Raw genomic sequence first — 23,353 nt, 5'->3', positions numbered from 1 at the left:
CGCCCGCCCTCACCGGGCGCCAGGCCGCCCTCACCCCCTGGGATCGCCCATGAAGCATCACTCTTTCCCAGAAGCACCCAAGACCGGTGTCTGGCTGATCGGAGCGCGGGGTTCGGTGGCCACCACCGCCGTCGCCGGGGCCGCCGCCGTCCGCGCAGGTCTGGTACCTCCCACCGGCATGATCACCGCCACGCCGGACTTCGCCGGCGCCGGCCTGCCGGAGCTGGACGACCTCGTCTTCGGCGGGCACGACGTGACCGACGTCCCGCTTCTCAAGCGCGCCGAGCAACTGGCCGAAGCCGGCGTCCTACCGACGAGGCTGCTGCTGCCGGTCCACTACGCGCTTCAGGAGGCCGACCGCGAGATCCGGCGGGGCGCCGGCCACGACCGGGCCGGGCCCGCCCAGGCGGAGATCGCAGCGTCCCTCGTCGCCGATCTGGTGTCCTTCCGCGAACGGCACCATCTGCGGCAGGTCGTGGTCGTCAACGTCTCCTCGACCGAGCCGCGGCAGCCGCCGCACCCCGCACACGACGACCTCGCCGCGCTCGAACACGCGCTGGCCACCGAGACCGCGGTGCTCCCGCCCAGCTCGCTGTACGCCTACGCGGCGCTGCGGGCGGGCTGCGCCCACGTGGACTTCACCCCCTCCCCCGGTGCCCGCATCCCGGCGCTGCACCAGCTCGCCTGCCAGGAGGGCCTGCCCTACGCCGGCAATGACGGCAAGACCGGCGAGACCTTGGTGCGCACGGCGCTGGCGCCGATGTTCGTGCACCGGGCGCTTCGGGTGCGCTCCTGGTCCGGGACGAACCTGCTGGGCGGCGGCGACGGCGCCACGCTCGCCGACCCCGACGCCGCGGCGGGCAAGACCGCCTCCAAGCGGAGCGGCCTGTCCGCGCTGCTGGGCGGGCCGTTCGAGGGGACCACTCACATCGACTACGTCCCGAGCATGGGCGAGATGAAGACGGCCTGGGACCACATCACGTTCGAGGGGTTCCTCGGGGCCGCGATGAGCCTGCAGTTCACCTGGCAGGGCTGCGACTCGGCGCTGGCCGCGCCGCTCGTGCTGGACCTGGCCCGGCTGATGGCCCGGGCGCGGGAGCTGGGCGCGAGCGGGCCGCAGGAACAGCTGGGCTTCTTCTTCAAGGACCCCGTGCATCTACCGGGCCGGGAGCACGACCACCGGTTGGTCGCCCAGTACGAAGCGCTGCGCGCCTGGTACGCGGAGGCCGGCCGATGAGGCCCCGGCCGGCCGTCCTGCTGGAGCTGGTCCGGGCCCCGGCCGCGCTGACGGTGCCGGGCGACGCCCTGGCGGGGGCCGCCGCGGCCGGCTGGCCCTTCGGCCGGCGGACGGCGGGGATCGCGGCGGCCTCGGTGTGCCTGTACTGGTCGGGGATGGCGCTGAACGATTACGCCGACCGGCGGGTCGACGCCGTGGAGCGCCCGCGCCGGCCGATTCCCTCCGGCCGGATCGGCCCGGGCGCCGTCCTGGCCGTCGCGGTCACGCTCACCGGCGCGGGGCTGGCGCTGGCGGCCTGGGCGGGCGGGCGGCGGGCGCTGGGCGTCGCGGTGCCGCTGGCGGCCACCGTGTGGGCCTACGACCTGGGGCTGAAGAACACGCGGTGGGGTGCGGCCGTGATGGCCGCCGCCCGCGGGCTCGACGTGCTCATGGGGGCGGGGACCGGCCGGTGGCGGCTCGCGTTGCCGTCGGCCGCCGTGATGGCCTGCCACACCTACGCCGTCACGAGCCTGAGCCGCCGGGAGACGCAGGGGGCGTCCCCGGCGCTGCCCGCCCGGTCGCTCGCGGTCACGGTCGCGACCGCCGGCGCCGCGGCCGTCCCCCCGCCGGGACACGACCCGGCCGGACGCGCCGCCACGGCCGGGCTGCTGGGCGCCTACCTCCTGGCCGCGGGAGGCGCGCAGCTGGCCGCCGTCGCCGAGCCTGACCCCGCCCACCTCCAGCGGGCGGTCGCCGCCGGGATCCACGCCATGATCCCCCTGCAGGCCGCGCTCGCGGCGCGGTCCGGCTCCCGGGCGGCGGCCATTCCCTTGCTGGCCGGCTATCTGGCGGCCCTGCGGCTGTCACGGAAGGTGTCACCGACATGACCGGAACCCTGCGCTTCGGCTACGGCACCAACGGGCTGACCGGCCATCGGCTCGACGACGCCCTCGAACTCGTCGCCGGGCTCGGCTACGACGGCGTCGCCCTCACCCTCGACCACGCCCATCTCGACCCCTACGCCCCGCACCTCGCCCCACGCCTGGCCCGTACCCGCCGCAGGCTGTCGGCGCTCGGGCTCGGCGCGGTCGTCGAGACCGGCGCCCGCTACCTGCTGGATCCCTGGCACAAGCACGCCCCGACGCTGCTGGACCCCGACCCCGACCGGCGGGACGTCCGGCTGGACTTCCTGCTGCGGGCGATCCGGACGGCCGCCGAACTGGAGGCCGAAGTGGTCCACCTGTGGAGCGGCGTCCGCCCGGCCGGCGTGCCCGAGGATGTCGCCTGGAAGCTGCTGGCCGAGGGCTGCTCGGTGCTGGTGACGGCGGCGGAGGCGGCCGGCGTCCGGCTCGGGTTCGAGCCGGAGCCGGGCATGCTCGTGGCGGACCTGGACGGCTACGAGCGTCTGCGCGAGACCCTCGGCGGCCCGGACGCCCTCGGGCTCACCCTGGACATCGGCCACTGCCGCTGCCTGGAGCCGGACGACCCGGCGACCTGCGTCCGGCGTGCCGCGCCCTGGCTGGTCAACGTCCAGATCGAGGACATGCGGCGCGGCGTCCACGAGCACCTGGAGTTCGGCGAAGGCGAGATCGACTTCCCGCCGGCGCTGGAGGCGCTGTCGGAGATCGGGTACCGCGGGCTGGTGGGCGTCGAGCTGCCCCGGCACGGCCACAGCGCGCCACAGACCGCGCTGCGCTCGCTGAACGCCCTGCGCGCCGCGTCCGCCCACCCCTGGGTGGCCGAGGCCGCCCGCGAGGTGCGAGCCGACCCGGCGGCGCTGCACCGGCTGTTCCCGGTCGCGGCACGGGAAGCCGGCCGGGACGTCGCCGACGCCACCCGGGCCCGGCTGCTGCAGGAGCTTCCGTATCGCGGCATCGAGCTCGGCGAGACGCTGGAGGCGGTCTACCGGGCGGGCGACACCGCGGAACGGCTCGCGGTCCTGCGCGCCCTCCCGCTGCTCGACCTGGCCTCCGACCTCGGGCCGCACGCCCTGCCGCTGGTCGCCGACGCCCTGCGGGCCAACGACGCCCGCATGGTCGCCGCCGCCGTCGGCCCCTACGCGGCCCGCCACCTGGACCAGCCGTCCTGGCGCCAGGCCGTCCTGAAGTGCGTGTTCATGGGCGTGCCCCTGGACGTCGTCGCGGGGCTGGACCGCCGCGCCGACGCCGAGCTCACCCGCATGTTCGAGGCCTTCGCCGCCGAACGTTCCGCCGCCGGGCGTCCGGTCCCCGACGATCTTCTGTCGCGACCTGGAGAGCGTGATGCGCATCTTTGACCCGCACATCCACATGACCTCCCGTACGACCGACGACTACCGCGCGATGCACGCGGCCGGGGTCCGTGCCCTCGTCGAACCGGCGTTCTGGCTGGGCCAGCCGCGCACCTCGGCGGGCAGCTTCCGTGACTACTTCGACGCGCTGCTGGGCTGGGAGCCCTACAGGGCCGCGCAGTACGGCATCCAGCACTTCTGCGCCCTGGCCCTCAACCCCAAGGAGGCCAACGACGCGCGCTGCACGCCGATCCTGGAGGAACTACCGCGCTACCTGCTGAAAGACCGCGTCGTGGCGGTCGGTGAGATCGGCTTCGACGCGATGACCGCCGCCGAGGAGCGGGCCTTCGAAACCCAGCTCGCGCTGGCCGTCGAGCACGGCCTGCCCGCGCTGGTCCACACCCCGCACCGCGACAAGGCCGCCGGCACCGCACGGTCGCTCGACATCGTCCGGGCCTCGGGCATCCCGCCCGAGCACGTGGTGCTGGACCACCTGAACGAGGTGACGGTGCGGCAGGTCGCGGACTCCGGCTGCTGGATGGGCTTCTCGATCTACCCCGACACCAAGATGGACCCCGACCGCATGGTCCGCATCCTGGCCGAACACGGCACCGCCCGCGTCCTGGTCAACTCCGCCGCCGACTGGGGCCACAGCGACCCGCTGAGGACCGCGGCCACCGCCGCGGCCATGCTGGACGGCGGATTCACCGCCGACGACGTCGAGCAGGTGCTCTGGCGCAACCCGGTGGAGTTCTACGGCCAGAGCGGCCGCCTGGACCTCAAGCCCTCGTCCGTCCCGGAGCTGTTCGCCGGCAACTCCGTCAAGCGTGGAGGCAGCTGATGCGGCTGCGGCATCACGACGGCACCGCCGTCCATCTGGGCTACTGCACCAACGTCCATCCGGCCGAGGACGTCGCCGGGATCGTCGGCCAGCTCGACCTGTACGGCGTCCCGGTGCGCGAACGGCTGGCCGTCCCCCGCCTCGGCCTGGGGCTGTGGCTGGCGCACGAGGCTGCGGCCGAGCTGGCCCGCGACGCCGCGGCCGCCCGCAAGCTCCGCGCCGAGCTCGACGCGCGAGGACTGGAGGTGGTCACCCTCAACGGCTTCCCCTACCAGGGGTTCCACCAGGAAGTCGTCAAGCACGCGGTCTACCGTCCCGACTGGTCCGAGCAGGCCCGCCTGGACTACACCACCGACCTCGCGCGGGTGCTCGCCGTGCTGCTGCCCGACGACGCAACCCGTGGCAGCATCTCCACGCTGCCGCTGGGCTGGCGCACCGGATGGGGCCCGGCCGAGCACGACCAGGCCCGGCGCCACCTCGACCTGCTGGGCCGGGAACTCGACGGACTGCGGCGACGCACCGGGCGGGAGATCCGGGTGGCCTTCGAGCCCGAGCCCGGCTGCCTGATCGAGAGCACCGACCACGCCGCCACGCATCTGTCGTCCCTGGATCCGCGGCATTTCGGCCTCTGCCTGGACGTCTGCCATCTCGCGGTCGCCTTCGAGGATCCCGGCACGGCCCTGGACACGCTGGCACGGTCCGGCATCCCCGTGGTCAAGGCGCAGATCTCCTGCGCCCTGCACGCCGACCACCCCGATACCTCGCCCGTCCGCCGCGCACTGGCGGCCTTCGCCGAACCACGGTTCCTGCACCAGACCCGCCAGTCCGGCAACCCCTTGGCCGGCGTCGACGATCTCGCGCTGGCCCTGGCCTACCCGGCCGTCCTGCCGGGCACCGCGCCCTGGCGGACCCACTTCCACATCCCGGTCCACGCCGACCCCGTGCCGCCGCTGGCGACCACCCGGCCCGTCCTGCAGCAGACCCTCGCGGCCCTGTTCGCCGGAGACCACCCCGGCACCGACCACCTGGAGGTGGAGACCTACACCTGGTCGGTACTTCCCCGGCCGCCGTCCACCAGCGCCGAACTCGCCGACGGCATCGCCGCCGAGCTCGACTGGACGCGGCGGGAACTGTCCGCCCTCGGACTGAGGAGCATCGGATGAGCCTCGCCGTCCTGAACGTCGTCGGCCTCACCCCGCGCATGCTCTCGCACATGCCCCGCCTGCGGGCGGTCGCCGACCACGGGTTCACCGCACGGCTCGGCACCGTCCTGCCCGCGGTCACCTGCTCGGCGCAGTCGACCCTGCTGACCGGCGAGATGCCCGCCCGGCACGGCATCGTCGGCAACGGCTGGTACGACCGCGACATGGGCGAGGTCGCCTTCTGGCGTCAGCACAACAAGCTGGTCGGCGGCGAGAAGATCTGGCAGGCCGCCCGCCGCCACCGGCCCGGCCTCACCGTGGCGAACATCTGCTGGTGGTACGCGATGGGCGCCGACGTCGACATCACCGTCACCCCGCGCCCGGTCTACCACTACGACGGCCGCAAGTCCCCCGACTGCTACACCTACCCTCCCGAACTGCGGGACGAGCTCACCGCCGAACTCGGCCCCTTCCCCCTGTTCCACTACTGGGGACCCAAGGCGGGCATCGCCTCCACCCGCTGGATCGTCGAGGCGACCCGGCGCATCATCGACCGTTCCGCACCCGACCTGACCCTGGTCTACCTCCCCCATCTGGACTACGACCTCCAGCGGTACGGCCCCGAGTCACCGCAGGCCCGCGCCGCCGCCCGCGACCTCGACGCCGCGCTCGTCCCGCTCCTCGGCGACCTGGCCGCGCGGGGCACCACCGTCGTCGCCCTCAGCGAGTACGGGATCACCCAGGTGCGCCGCCCCGTCGACATCAACCGGGCCCTGCGCCGGGAGGGGCTGCTGCACGTGTTCACCCAGCAGGGCATGGAGTACCTCGACCCGTGGACGTCCCGGGCGTTCGCCACCCCCGACCACCAGATCGCCCACGTCTACGTCCCCGACCCCGCCGACCTGCCGCAGGTCCGCGAGGTGCTGGGCAAGCTCGACGGGGTCGACCAGGTCCTCGACCGTGCCGGCCAGGCGGAGTTCGGGCTCGACCACCCTCGCTCCGGTGAACTCGTCGCCGTCGCCGACCCCGACAGCTGGTTCACCTACTACTACTGGCTGGACGACGACCGTGCCCCGGACTTCGCCCGCGGCGTCGACATCCACCGCAAACCCGGCTACGACCCCGCGGAACTGTTCTTCGACCCCGCCGACCGCCTGGTCATGGCCCGGGCTGCCCTCGCGCTGGCCAAGCTCAAGCTCGGCATCCGGGGCACCATGTCGGTCATCCCCACCGACCCCTCCTGCGTGCGCGGCAGCCACGGACGGCTGCCCGACGACCCTCAAGACGGGCCCGTCCTGCTGTGCTCGGACCCCGCACCGGCCCGCGAGCACTACCACGCCACCGAGGTCAAGGAACTCCTGCTGGCCTTCCTGGCCGGCTGACCGGCCCACCCCCCAAAGGAGCCCGCATGAAGCGTTTCGGGAGGCTCATCGTTCTCCTCATGACGGCGGCGATGATCGCGTTCGTCGCGCCGCGTCCCGCCATGGCCGCGCCAGGAGACAACTTCGTCATCGACGACGCGCTGTCCTCCGCACGCACCCAGTGGTGGAGCGACGCCAGGTTCGGCATGTTCATCCACTGGGGCCTGTACTCGGCCTTCGCCGGGCAGTACGGCTCCTGCCGCGACGCCGAATGGATCAAACGGAACTGCGGCATCCCGGACGCCGACTACGCGGCCAAGGCCGCCACGTGGAACCCGACCTCCTTCGACGCCAACGCGATCGTGAAGCTGGCCAAGGACGCCGGGCAGAAGTACATCGTCATCACCAGCAAGCACCACGACGGCTTCGCCATGTGGCCCACCCAGGTCAACGACTGGAACATCCGCAGCCGCACCCCGTTCAAGCGCGACCCGCTGCGGGAACTCTCCGACGCCGCACGAGCGAACGGAATCCACTTCGGGGTCTACTACTCCATCTGGGACTGGCACGACCCCGACTTCACCCGCGACCTCCCCGCCTACCTCACCCGCGCCAAAGCACAGTTACGTGAGCTGATCACCAACTACGACCCCGAAATCCTGTGGTTCGACGGTGAATGGGAGAGCCCGTTCACCGCACAGGACGGCGAACAGCTGGAAAAGTTCGTGCGCGAGCTCAAGCCCGGCATCATCATCAACAACCGCGTGTCCAAACGCCGATTGGTCGACGGCGACTACGACACTCCCGAGCAGCAGCTGGCCGGCTCCCCTCCGTCGGCGCAACTGCAGGAGTCCTGCCTGACCATCAGCAACACCTGGGGCTACGCCGCCTGGGACACCGCGTTCAAGTCACCCACCGAGCTGACCCGCGACCTGGTCCACCTGACGAGCAACGGCACCAACTTCCTGCTCAACATCGGCCCGACCGACACCGGGGCCATCCAGCCCGGGCAGCTGACCGCGCTGCAAGGCATGAAGCCGTGGATGGCCACCAACGGAGCGTCCATCTACGCCGCCGGATACAGCGGCCTGACCGGCGAACCGTCCTGGGGCAAGATCACCCGCAAGCAGAACAAGCTCTACCTCAACGTCTACACCTGGCCGGGCGCCGGCGGCACCCTGCATGTCCCGGCCCGCAGGCCGTTCTCGGTCTCGGCCGCCCGGGTGCTCGGCAGCTCCCAATCGGTCACGGTCCGCGCCGCCGGCGACGGGTTCGACTTCATCCCCAGTGGTCCTGCGACGAACTCGATCGCCACCGTGATCGAGGCGGACATCACCACACCGGCTCCCGCCGCCGTCGGCACCGGCACCGGACTGAAGGCCGAATTCTGGAACAACACCACCTTCACCGGCGCACCGGCCCTGAGCCGGACCGACCCCACCGTCAACTACGCCTGGCGATTCAGCGGATCACCCGCCCCGGCCATCGGCACCGACAACTTCTCCTCCCGGTGGAGCGGATCGATACAACCCCGCTACTCCGAGACCTATACCTTCATCACCGCCTCCGACGACACCGTCCAGCTGTGGATCGACGGCCGGCTCATCATCAGCGACACCGACCCGCATGAGCCTCGAATCGACCGGGGCAGCATCGCACTCACCGCCGGCCGGCGCTACGACATCCGCCTGGAACAGACCGAGAACAGCGGCGAAGCCTACGCCAAGCTCATCTGGACCAGCCCCAACACCGCGCCGCAAATCGTGCCCCAAACCCAGCTCTACCCCACGACGGCCACCCCGATCGTCGGTGTCGGCAGCGGCAAGTGCGTGGAGGTCGCGGCGTCCAACAGCCAGGACGGTACCGACCTGGTCCTCAGCACCTGCGACGGCGGCGCCGACCAGCAGTGGACCTACGACCCCGCCACCGGCGAAGTCCGCTCACTCGGCAAGTGCCTCGACGTCGAGGGCGGCGATCCAGCCGATCTCACTCCGGTGCAGCTGTACAGCTGCAACCAGACCGGCGCCCAGAAGTGGACCTACACCCCCGGCGCCCAGACCCTCACAGCCCTGGGCAAATGCCTGGACGCCTACGGCGAAGGCATCGCCGACGACACCAAGCTGATCATCTACACCTGCCACGGCCGGGCCAACCAGCAATGGCGGCTCGGCGCCTGATCGGCCCACCCCCACAGATCCACCACCCCCACCGGCGGCAGGCGCCTGTGTCAACTACTCAGGCCTCGAGCCGTCCTGCACAACCCGAAGAAGGGAACCACGGTGAATCACCCCCCAACAAAGCATCGATTGGGGCGCATGGCCGCCGCTCTCGTCCTTGCCTCCGCCGGCCTCACAACCCTCGTCGCGGGGCCCGCCACGCCGGCGGGAGCGACTGCGGCGGCTGTCGATCCCGCCGACTTCCAGCAGGTCACCCTCGCCAAAGGGGAACCCGAGGTCGGGGAGCCAGGGACGATCTCGGTGCTGCCTGACCGCTCGGTGCTGCACACCGCGCGCAACGGCACCCTGCGCCGTACCGACGCCGGCGGCACGACGTCGGTCATCGCGACCATCCCCGTCTACACCCACGACGAGGAGGGCCTGCAGGGCGTCGCGGCGGACCCGAACTTCACCACCAACCGGTACGTTTACCTCTACTACGCGCCGCCCCTGAACACCCCGGCGGGAGACGCGCCGGCGACCGGCACGGCCGCCGACTGGGCCACCTGGACCGGCGTCAACCGGCTGTCGCGGTTCACCCTCAAGGCCGACTTCACCGTCGACATGGCCAGCAAGGTCGACATCCTCGACGTGCCCGCCAACCGCGGCATCTGCTGCCATGTCGGCGGCGACATCGACTTCGACGCGGCCGGCAACCTCTACCTGTCGACCGGCGACGACACCAACCCGTTCGACTCGGCCGGCTACTCCCCCATCGACGAGCGCACCGACCGCAACCCGGCCTACGACGCGCAGCGGTCAGCGGGCAACACCGACGACCTGCGCGGCAAGATCCTGCGGATCAAGGTGAACGCGAACGGGACGTACTCCATCCCGGCCGGAAACCTGTTCCCGCCCGGCACCGCGAACACGCGGCCGGAGATCTACGCGATGGGCTTCCGCAACCCGTTCCGGATGAGCGTGGACAAGGCCACCGGGGTGGTCTACGTCGGCGACTACGGCCCGGACTCGGGCTCCACCGATCCCAACCGCGGGCCGGGCGGGCAGGTGGAGTTCGACCGCGTCACCGGCCCGGGCAACTACGGCTGGCCGTACTGCACCGGCACCAACACCACCGCCGAGACCTACAACGAGTGGAACTTCGCCACGGGCACCACCGGCCCCAAGTACGACTGCGCCGGCGGCCCGGTCAACAACTCCTTCCGCAACACCGGCCTGGCCAAGCTGCCCCCGGCCAAGCCGAGCTGGATCCGCTACGGCGGCGACGCGGGGAGCCCACCGGAGTTCGGCGGCGGCTCCGAATCGCCGATGGGCGGGCCGGTGTACCACTACGACGCGGGCAACCCCTCGGCCACGAAGTTCCCCCAGGCGTTCGACGGCATGTTCTTCGCCGGGGAGTTCGGCCGCGGCTGGATCAAGCCGATCAAGATCAACGCTGACGGCTCCCCGGGCGCGATCGACAACTTCCCGTGGAACGGCAAGCAGGTCATGGACATGGCCTTCGGCCCGGACGGGTCCCTGTACGTGCTGGACTACGGCACCGGGTACTTCAACGGCGACGCCAACTCGGCGCTGTATCGCTACGACTACGTGGGCGGCGGCAACCGTGCCCCGACCGCCGTCGCCAAGGCGGACAGAACCTCGGGCAAGGCGCCGCTCGCCGTGACGTTCTCCTCGGCCGGTTCGTCCGATCCGGAGGGCGGCGCGCTGAGCTACTCGTGGGCGTTCGGCGACGGCGGCACGTCCACCGCCGCGAACCCGGCGCACACCTACACGGCCAACGGCACCTTCACCGCGACCCTGACCGTCCGCGACCCGCAGGGCGCCACCGGCACGGCGAGCGTGCCGATCACCGTGGGCAACACCGCCCCGACGGTGACCGTCAACGGTCCCGCGCCCGGGCAGCTGGTGTCCTTCGGTGACGCCGTGCCGTGGAGCGTCACGGTCACCGACCCCGAGGACGGCACGATCGACTGCGGCAAGGTCACCATGACCTACGTGCTCGGCCACGACCAGCACGCCCACCAGATCACCTCGCAGAACGGATGCTCGGGCACGATCACGATCCCGGTCGACGGCGAGCACGACGACGCCGCCAACATCTTCCCGATCTTCGACGCCTCGTACACCGACACGGGCGGCCTGACCACCCACACCCAGAGCATCCTGGCGCCCCGCCACCGCCAGGCCGAGCACTTCAAGACCTCCTCCGGCGTCAACCTCATCAGCAAGACCCAGGCCGAGGGCGGCAAGACCGTCGGGGACATCAACAACGGCGACTGGATCGCGTTCGACCCCTACAAGCTGAACAACGCGACCTCGTTCACCGCGCGGGTCTCCTCCGGCGGCGCGGGCGGCACCCTGCAACTGCGCACCGGTTCGCCCACCGGCACGGTCATCGGCTCGGCGACGGTCCCGGTGACCGGTTCCTGGGAGACGTTCACCACGGTGAGCGGCCCCGTCACCGGCGCCCCGGCCGGCACCACCTCGCTCTACCTCACCTTCGCCGGATCGACGACCGCCGCGCTGTTCGACGTGGACAGCTTCACGTTCACCACCGGCGACGGGACCGGGCCGGTGAAGGGCCTGGCCGGTAAGTGCCTCGACGTGGCCGGCGCCAACCCCGCCGACGGCACCCAAGTGCAGCTCTACACCTGCAACAACACCTCGGCGCAGAACTGGACCGTGTCAGGCCAGCAGCTCAAGGCGCTGGGCAAGTGCCTCGACGTCGCCGGCGGGGCCACCACCGACGGAACCAAGATCCAGATCTACACCTGCAACGACACCGGCGCCCAGAACTGGCAGGCCCAGACCGACGGAACACTCAAGAACCCCCAGTCCGGCAAATGCCTCGACGTGAGCGGCGCCAACCCCGCCGACAGCACCCCCGTCATCCTGTGGCCCTGCCACAACGCACCCAACCAGAAGTGGACCCTGCCCTGACCGGTACACCCGAACGGCAGACCTGACCGAAAGCCCGGGCGCCCGTACCCCCCCAAACGGGCGCCCGCCCTTCCAAGAGAGGGATCATGCGAAGAATCCTCGCGGGCCTGGGCGCCACCATCACCCTCGCCGCCTCCATGCTCTACGCCTCCGCTCCGGCCTCGGCCGACCCGTCCTACAAGGTTCTGGTCTTCTCCAAGACGGCGGGCTTCCGGCACGACTCCATCCCGAAGGCGGTACAGACGATCAAGGATCTCGGCGCGGCCAACGGGTTCACCGTGGACGCCACCGAGGACCCATCGGTCTTCACCCCGCAGAACCTGGCCGGCTACAAGGCCGTCGTCTTCGCCCTGACGACGACGGACCCGAACAATCCCGACTCCCACGTCCTGGACGCCGGCCAGCGGACGGCGTTCGAGAACTACATCCGCGGCGGCGGTGGTTACGCCGGCATCCACGCCGCGGCGGACACCGAGTACTACTGGCCGTTCTACGGCGATCTGGTCGGGGCCTGGTTCAAGGGGCATCCCGCGATCCAGACGGCCAAGGTCGACCTCGCCGACCGGGCGAACCCGTCCACCTCGCACCTGGCGTCCACCCCCTGGACACGCACCGACGAGTGGTACGGCTACCGCACCAACCCCCGCTCCACCGCGCACGTCCTGGCCACGCTGGACGAGTCGAGCTACTCGCCGGGCGGCGGCGACATGGGCGGCGACCACCCGATCACCTGGTGCAAGACGATCGGCTCAGGACGCTCCTGGTACACCGGCTTCGGCCACACCCAGGAGAGCTACGACGAGCCGGACTTCCGCCGCACGCTCGCCGGCGGCATCCGCTACGCCGCCGGCCTGGCCAAGGCCGACTGCCGTCCCGAGACCGGCTACACCACCCTGTACAACGGGTCCACCACAGGCTGGGCGCAGGCGGGGCCTGGCGGCTTCACCAACAGCGACGCGACGCTCTCCTCGGTGGGCGGCATGGGGCTGTACTGGTACAACGCCCAGCAATACACCTCCTACTCCCTCAAAGCCGACTTCCGGATCACCGGGGACGGCAACTCCGGCATCTTCATCGGATTCCCCAATCCCGGCAACGACCCGAACATCGCGGTCGACCAGGGGTACGAGATCCAGATCGACGCCACCGACACACCCGACCGCACCACAGGAGCGATCTACGGCTTCAAGGCCGCCGACATCGCCGCGCGCGACGCCGCGCTCAACCCGCCCGGCGAGTGGAACACCTTCGAGATCCTCGTCGAGGGCCAGCGGATCCAGGTCCTCCTCAACGGCGTGAAGATCAACGACTTCACCAGCACCGACCCCAACCGCAACCTCGACGGCTACATCGGCATCCAGAACCACGGCGACGGCGACCAGGTCGCCTTCCGCGACATCCGCATCAAAGACACCACGGCCACCAGCGACGTGACCACGCAGGCCGAGTCCTACAGCTCCGTCAGCGGCGCCCAGCCGTTCACCAAGGCCGGCGCGAACAACGGCCGGACGCTCGGCTACATCGACCCGGGCGACTGGTCCGGCTACGCCGGCCTCAACGTCGGCGGCGCCACCTCCTTCCGCGCCCGCGTCGTCTCCGGCGGCCCCGGCGGCCAGATCCAGATCCGCACCGGCTCACCTACCGGAACCGTGCTGGGCACCGTCAACGTGCCGAACACCGGCGGCTGGGACACTTTCGCCACCGTGAGCACCCCGCTCACCGGCGTCCCGGCCGGCACCGCGGATGTCTACCTCACCTACACCGGCACCGGCACCGGCCTCTTCGACGTCGACGACTTCACCTTCGTCAAAACCGGCACCCCGCCCACCCGGGTGGGCCCGGTGAAGGGACTCGCGGGCAAATGCCTCGACGTGGCCGGCGGCAACGCGGCCGACGGCACCCAGGTCCAGCTCTACACCTGCAACAACACCTCTGCCCAAACCTGGACCGTGTCAGGCCAGCAGCTCAAGGCGCTGGGCAAATGCCTCGACGTCGCCGGCGGCGCCACCACCGACGGAACCAAGATCCAGATCTACACCTGCAACAACACCGGCGCCCAGAACTGGCAGGCCCAGACCGACGGAACACTCAAGAACCCCCAGTCCGGCAAATGCCTCGACGTGAGCGGCGCCAACCCCGCCGACAACTCCCCGGTCATCCTGTGGCCCTGCCACAACACACCCAACCAGAAGTGGACCCTGCCCTGACCGGCAGGCCGGACCGGCACACCTGACCGATAATCCGGGCGCCCGTACCCATTACGGGCGCCCGTTCGAGGCGAGGGCTCTACGGAAGCCTCGCGGTTTGCCGCCGTCATTGTTCTCTTCATGTCCTGTCGGGAGTCCCGATGTACCTCTTCCCAGGACAGCTCTGCTCCTTGACCTCCTCCGCGTTCATCGATCTCTGTCCCGCAGGATCGGACGAGCTTCCGGCTGGGACCTCCCGGCCTTCGGGAGCCTGGCGCGGAACGAGCCGGTGACGGCATGGTCCATCGAGACCGCCGACTTCCTCGTCTCCCGGGCCGTTGTAGGTAACGCCGGCGCCGGATGGTCCTGCGGGCCACCGCCCCCGTACGCTCACCGCGACTCATGGACGGCCGTCGGCGACGGCATCCAGGTCGTGAGGCGAGTTCCCCGACTCAAAAGCTTCCGAAATCGCGTAATCCACAGGCACGATCGGGCTCCTTCCTGGTGAAGGGAAGGATTCTCGATGAAAAAGATGACAGCGGCTCTTGTTCTCACTGATGTAAGTAGCGGCGGGACCTCGCGTGCTCCAGACCCCGGACAGATCGGTTGGCGCAGGTTGCCGGCTTCACCTGCATGACGGTGAAACGTACCGGAGCCATGGCAGCGAGCCACAGCTGACGCATCCACTCCCCCGACATCCCCACAGACCTGCGCCCTATCACGCGATGAGGAGGTAAGGCTCCTACACGAGACGATGCGCAAGCCAAGTCATCCGACCAATTAGTCGGACGACTTGATGATTAATGCCTTTTGCGGCTTTTTGCAGCTCTTTTGGAGCGTTCCTGCAATCAAAGCATGGGATGAATGACTTGCGATAGTTAACGGTAGGGACGTATGTTTCCGGCGACCCCTTCGCTGACCTGTGGGACAGGAGAGGCGTCCCGCAAAACCCAAGGAGTTCGTTTTGAAGCGCATTTTCGCTGCCGCTGGCGTCCTGGCCGCCGGCAGCCTCCTGGCCTCGGCACTCGTCGCCCCGGCTCAGGCCGCTCCCGGTGGAACCACCGCGTCCGGAGAACCGGTGGCCGGCAAGAACGCCTTGGACGTCGTCTCGTTCTGGCTGGCGAGCAACGGCAAGGCGTTGAAGGACGCTGTGGAGTACCACCCGGACCGCAAGGTCGACACCCGCACCGCTCGCCTGAACACCCAGGGTGCCCTCGCGGGCGATGGCAAGCCGGGGGTCATTCCCCCGATCGGCGGCGAGAAGTCGAAGGCCGCCAAGCCCAGGAACGTCAACCTGTCCAAGACTGTGGGCAAGGTGTTCTTCCTGCGTGACGGCAAGCCGTACTGGTGTTCAGCCACCTCGGTGCAGTCCAAGTACCGCAACCTGGTCGCCACCGCCGGCCACTGCGCTTACGACACCGACGACAACGCCCACGTCCTGAATCGCTGGGTCTTCGTCCCCGGCTATTACCAGGGCAGAGCTCCGTTCGGCGTGTACGCCGCCAAGCAGGCCTTCACCCATTACGACTTCGACGTCTATGAGGACTTCGACCGCGACTACGCCTTCGTCTCGGTCTACAACGGCCTCAACGTCAAGCTGGTCGGCAAGTACAGCAAGGCCCAGTACGACGCCTACCCTGGACCGAAGTGGACCTACGACGGCGAGTACTACTACGCCGTCCTGGAGGACGCCGGTCGTCTGGGCGACGCCGTCGGCGGTCAGGGCCTGGCCTACAACATCACGCCGGGCAATAAGGTCTACGCGTTCGGCTATCCGGCCGGCGAGCACCCCGACGGTGACAAGCCCTACAACGGCCTCACCCAGAAGTGGGTGTACGGCACGACCAGCGAGACCGTGGTCGACTCCGCCCTGAAAATCGAAGGACAGATCGCTCTCAAGGGCGCACTCACCCAAGGCTTCGACGGAGCCCCCTGGCTGCTCAAGTACAACAACACCACCCGCCTGGGCTACGTCAACGGTGTGACCTCGACCTTCATCGACGCGGACGGCAACAGCCGCTACGATCACATCGGCTCGCCGTTCTTCGATGGAGAGACCTACCGCGTCTACGCCACGGCCGCCAACGTCTGGTCCGGCAGCATACTGCCCAAGAATCCAAAGCCATCGAGCCCGACGCCGAGCCCCACCAAGCCATCTCCCAGCCCGACGACATCCTCACCAAGCCCCACCAAGCCGTCCCCCACCGGCACGACACCGCCGCCATCCGGAACGGTCGGTACGGCGGAGGAGAACGAGGTCGTCCGCCTGACCAACGCCGAGCGGGAGAAGGGCGGCTGCAAGCCGCTCAAGCACGACCCGCAGCTGCGCGCCGCCGCCTTCGGCCACTCCGACGACATGGCCAAGAACAGTTACTTCAGCCACGCGTCCAAGGACGGACGCAGCTTCATGGACCGCATCAACGCGTCCGGGTTCACCGGAGGACACGGCTGGGCGGAGAACATCGCCGCCGGCCAGACCAGCGCCGCCGACGTGGTCCATAGCTGGATGAACAGCTCCGGCCACCGCGCCAACATCATGAACTGCGGCTACACCCTCATAGGTGTCGGCCTGGCCAAGAACTCCAAAGGCACGAACTACTGGACCCAGGACTTCGCCGCGAAGTAATCCTGCCGCCGCATGCAGGCGGTTCGTCTCCTCTTGATGGTGACCAGAACCGAATGTCGCACTGAGCCCCCTCGCATCAGGCGACGCCGGGCTCTACCTCCCACCCACTGTCTCCTTCCTGCGGCCCGCTCCCCCGTGCGGGTCGCAGGAAGGTCGCGCGGTACGAGGAGACGCAAGCGCGACGAGCACCCGCAGCCAGAGCGGCGGCCTGGCCCGCCGGGTTGTGCGCGCTGAGCGACCAGCTCGACGACAGGCGAGCGAGGCGATGCGGAGAGCCCCCAGGAGGGGGACCTCGCCCTGGCGACCCAACTGCCGGTGACACCATCCGGGACGGCAGTTCAAAAGATCTGAGAACTCACGTGATCCACGGCCGTTGACCGACTTCTCACGAATTAGCAAAGGAGCTTGAATGAGCAAGGTCATACCGAGAGGCCTGTTCTCCCTCTTGTTAGCGGTGACCGCGATGCTGACCGGACTGGACTTGGCGGCACCGCGCGTGGCCGACGCGGCGGCGCAGGCACCGACTACGGCAGGCGCGCCCGGGTTCGCCTGCGACGCGAAGGACTCCCCTGACAAGGGCTGGGTGCTGCCGATCTATGTCTATCAGCCCGGCCAGGACGCCTCCGATTCCGAGATCGACGAAGTCCTGCGGGCGATGTGGCAGACCGATCAGACCTTCGACATGAGCGCCCACCGCTTCGGGGTGTCCCGGCGGCTCAGGATCCTGCAGGACGATCAGTGCCGTCCTGTGGTGGCGAAGCTGCCCTTCACCAAGGGCCGCAACCGGGCCGAGATGGATCAAGCGCTCAAGGAGAACCTTGCCAGTCAGCCGGAGCGGGTACGTGAACTCTGGCCGACCAAGCGGGTGAAGCCGCTGTATTTCGTAAGAGACAACGACATCACCAACTCCTGCACCGGCGGCGGGGCCGACGCCGGGATCAGCAATGGTGGCGTCATCCTGCCTCGATGGTGCTGGGGGGAGGCCGGGCTCACCCACGAAATGCTGCACACCTTCGGCCTCTCGCACTGTAACCAGGCTGGCGGAGGTGGCCCGAACGGCAACGACCCGCTGTGCCGTAACTGGGGGAAGAGGCCCGAATGCACACGCGACGCAGCGTCGAACTATCACCTCGACTCGTGCCGGACCGACGACTTCCGCTACTTCGAGCCGACGCCTCAGTCGCAACCGCGGCCGGAACCACTGGCGAAGAACAGGAACGTCGCGTTCAGCCCGTACCTGATCACCGACCAACCCAGCCCCGAGCTGGATTTCCGGCTGCGTGTGGAGAAGAGCGACAAGTGCGTCGACGGCAGCGGCCAGGAGGTGGTGCGGCGTGAGTGCTCCAGCGGTAGGACTCAGATTTGGCGGCGGAGCATCGACGGTGACGGCTATCTGACGATCCGCAACCTCGGGACCGGCAAGTGCCTGACGATGTCCACCACACCGGACCAGAAGACCGCTCCGGTCGTCACCTCGCCCTGCAAGACAGGGGAAGCGTCGCAGCAATGGCTGCCGCAGGAGGACGCCGTCCACACCAACTTCATCAACCGGACCGGTGGCATGTCGCAGGCAGCGCTGGCCGTTGAGGGGCAGCAGACGAATGACGCGGCTCCGCTGGTACGCGGCGGCGGGAGCGCTTTCGTGGCCGAATCGGTCAAGGGTCAGCAGACATCGGAGCCAACCTCGCCGACCTCACCCGCACCGCGGGACGCTCAGATCAAGAGCGTGTACGGCTCGTGCCTGACCGGTGCCCGCGGAGTGGTCCGGCTGGGGTCGTGCACTGCGCGGTGGCGGATCGTGCCGGTCTCTGGTCAGACAGTGCGATTGCAGCTGAACGGACGATGCATGGCGCTCGGGCCGGCCAGGCGCGGCGGATCCTCGCTCGGGCCGGTCAGCAGCGGCGTTTACTCCATCGGACCCAGCGGGCGTGAAGGATACTCGGTCGTTCTCGCCAGGTGCAGCCGACAGGGCAAGGGACAGCTCTGGGAGCTCGAATCCCAGTCGGACGGCACCGTGACACTGAAGAGTGCTCCGTCGGCGGCCTCACGTGGGCGGCTGGCGCGAGGCTATCAGCAGGTCGTCGTCTACGCCGGTGACCCTGTCAAGAAGATCCCTGTCTATGCCGGGGCGCCGCGTACGGACAAGACCCTTAGATTCACGATCACCTGATTTGGAAGGCCAATGATCGAGGACGCGGAACTGACCCGAAGGGTCAGGGCCGGTGACAACCGCGCCGTCGCAGAGCTCTACAAGCGGCACCACCCGGCCGTCCTCGCCTTCGCCCGGCGCCTGTGCCAGGACCCCCAGACCGCGGAGGACCTGGCCGGCGAGGCGTTCGCCCGAACCCTACGGACCGTCCGCATCGGAGCGGGCGGTCCGTCCGGCGCCTGGCGCCCCTACCTGTACGCCGTCGCACGCAACACCGCGACCGAATGGGCACGACACGACCAGCGCATGCTCCTCACCGCCGAATTCAGCGAGGAGGAATACCCCGACCTGTCGGTCGCCGAACCCCAACCGCCCGACGAACTCATCGTGCGCGCCTACCGCTCGCTACCACCGCGCTGGCAGACCGTACTGTGGCACACCCTGATCGAGGACGAAACCCCCGACCAGGTCGCCGAAATCCTCGGCATCACCCCAGGCAACGTCGCCGTGCTGGCCTTCCGCGCACGCGAAGGACTACGCAAGGCCTACCTCGCCGCGCACGTCGCCACCCGCTCACCCGACTGCCAGCAGAACGCCGACCGGCTGGCAACAGCCGTCCGCAAACCAGGCGCCCGCATGCCCCGAGCACTCCGCGCCCACCTGGACACCTGCCCCAACTGCGCACGCGCCTACGACCAACTACGCGACCTCAACACCACACTCCGAGCCGGACTACCCATCGCGTTGCTACCGCTCGCCACGGCAAAGGCCACCGCGTCGCATGGAGCCTTCGCCGGGGCTTCGGGCTGGGCGACCCCCGCGAAGATCACCGTGTGGAAGGATGCCCTCGCCCGGATGCCGGGCTGGGCGATCCCGGCGACGCTGGCGATGGTTTGCGCCGCCTTCGCGATCGTCCTCACCCTGCCGGACGATTCCCCGCCCCCAGCAACAACGGCGTATACCGCCCCCGCCCCGAGCCCCCTCCCATCACGCGAACACACGCCGAAACCCACCGCCAAGCGGACCTGGAGACCCACTCCCAAACGGACCCCGAAGCCCACTCTCAAACGTGCCGCGACCCCGACGGCGAAGCCCGTCGCGGGAGCACGGATCAAATACGCGAGCCGATGCATTGCAGCAGCAGGTGGCTCGATTGAGCCGCTCCCCTGCGCGGATCCGCGGACGGCCTGGCACATCAGGGGCCAGGCCGACAGCTTCCAGCTCGTCAACGTCATCACCGGCCGCTGCCTGTCGGCCGGCGAGAAATACGACAGCGCCGCCTTCAACGGCGGCGGCATGAGAACGGTCAGGCTCACTTCCTGCAGCAGCGCCTCCACCCAACGATGGAGCACACCCGGCTTCTCCGACGGAGTGCCCCGCCTGATCAACAACCCCACCGGCATGGCACTGTCGATCGGTAAAGAATTCGCCGGCAAACGCCCGCCGACCACGTTCATCCTCTACGGCCCTTACACCGGCTCAGCCGATCAACGCATCACCCTCACACCCACCCCTCACTGACACGCCTCAACTTCCGATCGATTGTCAAGTGCGAGCACTGCGAAGCGAGTTCACGGCCGATCAAGCCACCCACTCCACCACCCAGCGTGAAGCGCTCGCTGGTGGTCGGAGCATGCTCGCCGTCCCGTGGCGGCGGCGGTGCGTGGCGCTGGACGCGATGGGAACAGTCAAGGTTCTCATCGAGCGCCTACGTACCTGTTGTCCGCGGTCGTTCTCTGGAGGCTCTATCGTCGCCTGACCGCGCGGCCCTGCCACGGGCCGACCTGTCCCTTCCATGCCCACTCGGCCCCGCTGACCGCCCTCGGCGAGAGCGCCTGATCATTGCTCTCGTGCTCCTCGGCCTTGTCTCTCCTGCTTAGCGATGGAGCGGTACAGCTGCGACAGCGTGTCCCCATCGACGGTGCGTGCCGCACCCATGTGCTCGGCGATGTGGCTGAACGGCTTAGGGCGTGTCTGACAATTCGGCGTGGCGGAGCCAGAGCATCAGGGAGCCGATGGTGACGCCGGCGAGGTGGCGGCTGGCTCTACCGGGGCCTGGTGGGCTGATGGCCGAGGTTTCGGGCCCTCCGCTCGGGTCCGCGTCACCAGCCGCAAAGTGCTATGCGTGACGCTGGAACCATGACAGAACGGGACGATAGCCCTGACCTACCGGCCGGTAGGGTGCGGGGACTGGGTTCCCGGGGGCGAGGGGCCCGAGTTTGATCAAGGCTCTGACCGGCGGCGACTCGCTACTTTGGGGCTCATCGCACGGACCCGAGTGGAGGGCCGATACCGGCGCATCCAGGTATTCACTGACTGCCGCGACACGCCATAGCGGCCTGCGACCTCGGTGACCGGTGCGCCCGCCAAAACCTCCATCACCACGTGATATCGCTGCTCCACGACACTCAATTTCACCAGCGCCATCCCGGCCTCCCCGAAACGCGGACAACGCCACGAGAAAGGTCAGAAGACGATCAAGGTGTCAAGCATCAAGCGAGGACCGCTGGCTGGACATCGTTCAAGTGTGCAGCATGCCGAGGAGTGCGACGGCGGCCCGCTCGTAGTATTCGGGGCTCATGTCCTCGGCGTTCAGGATGCGGGCCTGGAAGAGGCCGAGCAGCAGCGCGTGTACGGCTGGGGCCAGGTCGGCTCCCTGTGCCGGGGTGGTGCGGTCGTGGCTGTCGTCGGCCAGCCGACGGCCGGTTAGAAGCGTGGCGATGGTGAGGGCCAGGTCCTGGGGCAGGTCTGCTTGGGCGAAGGTCTCCTTGTCGGTGAGGGCGAGGGAGGCCAGCTCCAGCTCCAGGTGCAGGTAGCGCTGGGCTTGTGGGGTGGAGGCGCATTGCTGGAACCGGCGGGCGCACGAGCGCAGCACCTCCTCGATGGTGGGGTCCTCGCCGGGGCTGATCACGGGCACCATCTCCGCGTACAGATCGTGGGCGAGATGGGCCATCGCGGCGGCGATCAGGTTGAGCTTGCTCCCGAAGATCGAGTAGATGGACCCGGTGGTCACCTCGGCGCGTGAGGCGATGTCCTCAAGCCGGGCCGCGGCATAGCCCCGGTCGCTGATCTCCTCGGCGGCCGCTTCGATCAGCGCCCGCCTGCTGCGCTCGCGTGCCTCGGCTCGGCTCAGCCGCATCGTGGTGATCTCCCTCTCCCGGGTTGCGCACTCCTACGACGCACACTGTAGTGTCATTACAACCGTAATGAAATTACGGAACTTCTGGGTGTGTCCCCAGCCGCGCCCCCAACATGAAAAGGAGACCGGTGTCCATGGCCATCGGCATGCGCTCCGCCGTCTTCGCCTCCCTGACCACGATCGGACTCACCCTGACCGCCACCGCCACCGCCACCGCCACCGCCGCCACCGCCACCGCCACCGCCGCGACTGTGCCCGCCGCCACCGCCGGGGCGGCCATCATCGGCGGGCGCCCGGCCACCGAGGCCTATCCCTTCATGGCCTACCTGCGTAAGAAGGGGCTGCCCAGCCACTGCGGCGGCTCCCTGATCGCGGCGAACTGGATCGTCACCGCCGCCCACTGCGCCGGCCTGGTGGTCCCCGGCAAGACCAAGGCCAGAATCGGCTCACCCGACCGTCTCAAGGGCGGAACGCTCGTCGGATACAAGCGCCTGGTGGTGCATCCCGGCTTCAAGCTGCCCGACATGAGCAAGGGCCTAAGCGGCCGCTCAAGAACGACATCGCCCTGGTGCAGCTGGAGCGGAACGTTGATCTCGCCCCGATCCGCATCGCCGACCACGCCGGCCCGGCCTCAACGCCGACCCGCGTCATCGGCTGGGGCATGACCTGCGACGACCCCCACAAGCCCAGCTGCGAGAAGAACATGCCCCGCTGGCTGCGAGAACTCGACACCGTCCTGGTGCCGGACAAGCGCTGCACGATGATCGACCACGCCAGCGAGCTCTGCACCGGCCAACGCCAGGGCCGGGCGGCCATGTCGTGCGGCGGCGACTCCGGCGGCCCGCAGATCCGCAAGATCGCCGGCAGGTGGGAACTCATCGGAGCGACCTCCCGCGACGGCGACGACCTGAACGTGCGCAAGGACGGCAGCGGCATCTGCGGCACCAACCCCAAGAGCGGCCCCGGCCTGGGCATCTGGACCGACGTGACCCATTACAAGCCCTGGATCATCAAGACCATCACCAAGCACGACCCCGAAGCCGCGGCAGAACTGACGGCGATGTAGCCACCGCGTGGGGGGCAGCGGCCCTGCCCTCCTCCGAGCGATCGACTGCGAACGTAACCGTAGTTACCCAGCTACTTTGGGGCTCATCGCAGCTACCCGAGCGTCGGGCCTTTCGGCAATCGTCTGGGGTGAGGACGGCGGCCTCGGTCCGTCGGCGGGAGCGCGCCGGGTGGCGCCGGCCCGGGACCGGCCGACGAGCCGCATGCCCGGGTCCGGCAGGCCGCCGGGCGCGCGCCCG

The 23,353-nt window shown here is 69.4% G+C and carries 15 protein-coding genes and 1 pseudogene; 14 read left to right on the top strand and 2 right to left on the bottom strand.

Annotated features, from left to right (window positions below; translation table 11 throughout):
* Positions 1-49 precede the first annotated feature (49 nt).
* The 12 genes from KIK05_RS44785 to KIK05_RS44730 all read left to right on the top strand — a co-directional run bounded on the left by KIK05_RS44785 (position 50) and on the right by KIK05_RS44730 (position 20,431).
* Positions 50-1,237 (top strand): inositol-3-phosphate synthase, encoded by a 1,188-nt coding sequence (locus KIK05_RS44785; protein ID WP_214417034.1) that lies wholly within the window; start codon positions 50-52, stop codon positions 1,235-1,237.
* Positions 1,234-2,103, top strand: coding sequence for an SCO3242 family prenyltransferase (locus KIK05_RS44780; RefSeq protein WP_214417033.1), 870 nt, complete (start codon positions 1,234-1,236; stop codon positions 2,101-2,103). The genes KIK05_RS44785 and KIK05_RS44780 overlap by 4 nt, the downstream gene beginning before the upstream one ends.
* Positions 2,100-3,491: an EboA domain-containing protein gene (locus tag KIK05_RS44775; RefSeq protein ID WP_214417032.1), complete on the top strand. Its 1,392-nt coding sequence runs from the start codon at positions 2,100-2,102 to the stop codon at positions 3,489-3,491. Before KIK05_RS44780 ends, KIK05_RS44775 begins: the two co-directional genes overlap by 4 nt.
* Positions 3,478-4,326 carry a TatD family hydrolase gene (locus tag KIK05_RS44770; RefSeq protein WP_214417031.1) on the top strand — a complete coding sequence of 283 codons (849 nt, stop codon included), beginning with the start codon at positions 3,478-3,480 and terminating at the stop codon, positions 4,324-4,326. Before KIK05_RS44775 ends, KIK05_RS44770 begins: the two co-directional genes overlap by 14 nt.
* On the top strand, positions 4,326-5,489 hold the full coding sequence (eboE, locus tag KIK05_RS44765) for a metabolite traffic protein EboE (protein WP_214417030.1): 1,164 nt from the start codon (positions 4,326-4,328) through the stop codon (positions 5,487-5,489). Before KIK05_RS44770 ends, eboE begins: the two co-directional genes overlap by 1 nt.
* Positions 5,486-6,850: an alkaline phosphatase family protein gene (locus KIK05_RS44760; protein WP_214417029.1), complete on the top strand. Its 1,365-nt coding sequence runs from the start codon at positions 5,486-5,488 to the stop codon at positions 6,848-6,850. Before eboE ends, KIK05_RS44760 begins: the two co-directional genes overlap by 4 nt.
* 26 nt (positions 6,851-6,876) lie before the next feature.
* The gene (locus KIK05_RS44755) at positions 6,877-9,006 is read left to right on the top strand and encodes an alpha-L-fucosidase (RefSeq protein ID WP_214417028.1); all 2,130 of its coding nucleotides are present in this window, start codon (positions 6,877-6,879) and stop codon (positions 9,004-9,006) included.
* Positions 9,007-9,144: 138 nt separating this feature from the next.
* Positions 9,145-11,949 (top strand): carbohydrate-binding protein, encoded by a 2,805-nt coding sequence (locus KIK05_RS44750; protein WP_214417027.1) that lies wholly within the window; start codon positions 9,145-9,147, stop codon positions 11,947-11,949.
* Between the two features lie 86 nt (positions 11,950-12,035).
* Positions 12,036-14,156 (top strand): ThuA domain-containing protein, encoded by a 2,121-nt coding sequence (locus tag KIK05_RS44745; protein ID WP_214417026.1) that lies wholly within the window; start codon positions 12,036-12,038, stop codon positions 14,154-14,156.
* Between the two features lie 943 nt (positions 14,157-15,099).
* Positions 15,100-16,761, top strand: coding sequence for a CAP domain-containing protein (locus tag KIK05_RS44740; RefSeq protein WP_214417025.1), 1,662 nt, complete (start codon positions 15,100-15,102; stop codon positions 16,759-16,761).
* Between the two features lie 409 nt (positions 16,762-17,170).
* On the top strand, positions 17,171-18,931 hold the full coding sequence (locus KIK05_RS44735) for an RICIN domain-containing protein (protein ID WP_214417024.1): 1,761 nt from the start codon (positions 17,171-17,173) through the stop codon (positions 18,929-18,931).
* 12 nt (positions 18,932-18,943) lie between these two features.
* Positions 18,944-20,431: a sigma-70 family RNA polymerase sigma factor gene (locus tag KIK05_RS44730; RefSeq protein ID WP_214417023.1), complete on the top strand. Its 1,488-nt coding sequence runs from the start codon at positions 18,944-18,946 to the stop codon at positions 20,429-20,431.
* 759 nt (positions 20,432-21,190) lie between these two features.
* Here the strand turns inward: KIK05_RS44730 and KIK05_RS44725 are convergent.
* Positions 21,191-21,322 (bottom strand): annotated as a pseudogene (locus KIK05_RS44725) (helix-turn-helix domain-containing protein); the annotation flags it as partial.
* A gap of 109 nt (positions 21,323-21,431) precedes the next feature.
* Positions 21,432-22,049: a TetR/AcrR family transcriptional regulator gene (locus KIK05_RS44720; protein ID WP_214417022.1), complete on the bottom strand. Its 618-nt coding sequence runs from the start codon at positions 22,047-22,049 to the stop codon at positions 21,432-21,434.
* A 134-nt stretch (positions 22,050-22,183) separates the two neighbouring features.
* On the opposite strand from KIK05_RS44720, the gene KIK05_RS44715 reads away from it, so the two are divergent.
* Together KIK05_RS44715 and KIK05_RS44710 are read left to right on the top strand one after the other, a co-directional pair.
* Positions 22,184-22,714: a trypsin-like serine protease gene (locus tag KIK05_RS44715; RefSeq protein WP_250564514.1), complete on the top strand. Its 531-nt coding sequence runs from the start codon at positions 22,184-22,186 to the stop codon at positions 22,712-22,714.
* Complete coding sequence (locus KIK05_RS44710) at positions 22,618-23,115, top strand: S1 family peptidase (protein WP_308250415.1); 498 nt, start codon at positions 22,618-22,620, stop codon at positions 23,113-23,115. The genes KIK05_RS44715 and KIK05_RS44710 overlap by 97 nt, the downstream gene beginning before the upstream one ends.
* The last annotated feature ends 238 nt before the right edge of the window (positions 23,116-23,353 follow it).

This window comes from Sphaerisporangium fuscum, assembly GCF_018531465.1.
GTDB lineage: Bacteria > Actinomycetota > Actinomycetes > Streptosporangiales > Streptosporangiaceae > Sphaerisporangium > Sphaerisporangium fuscum.
Note: the sequence above shows the minus strand (reverse complement) of the source record. Positions and strands in the feature narration are given on the sequence as shown.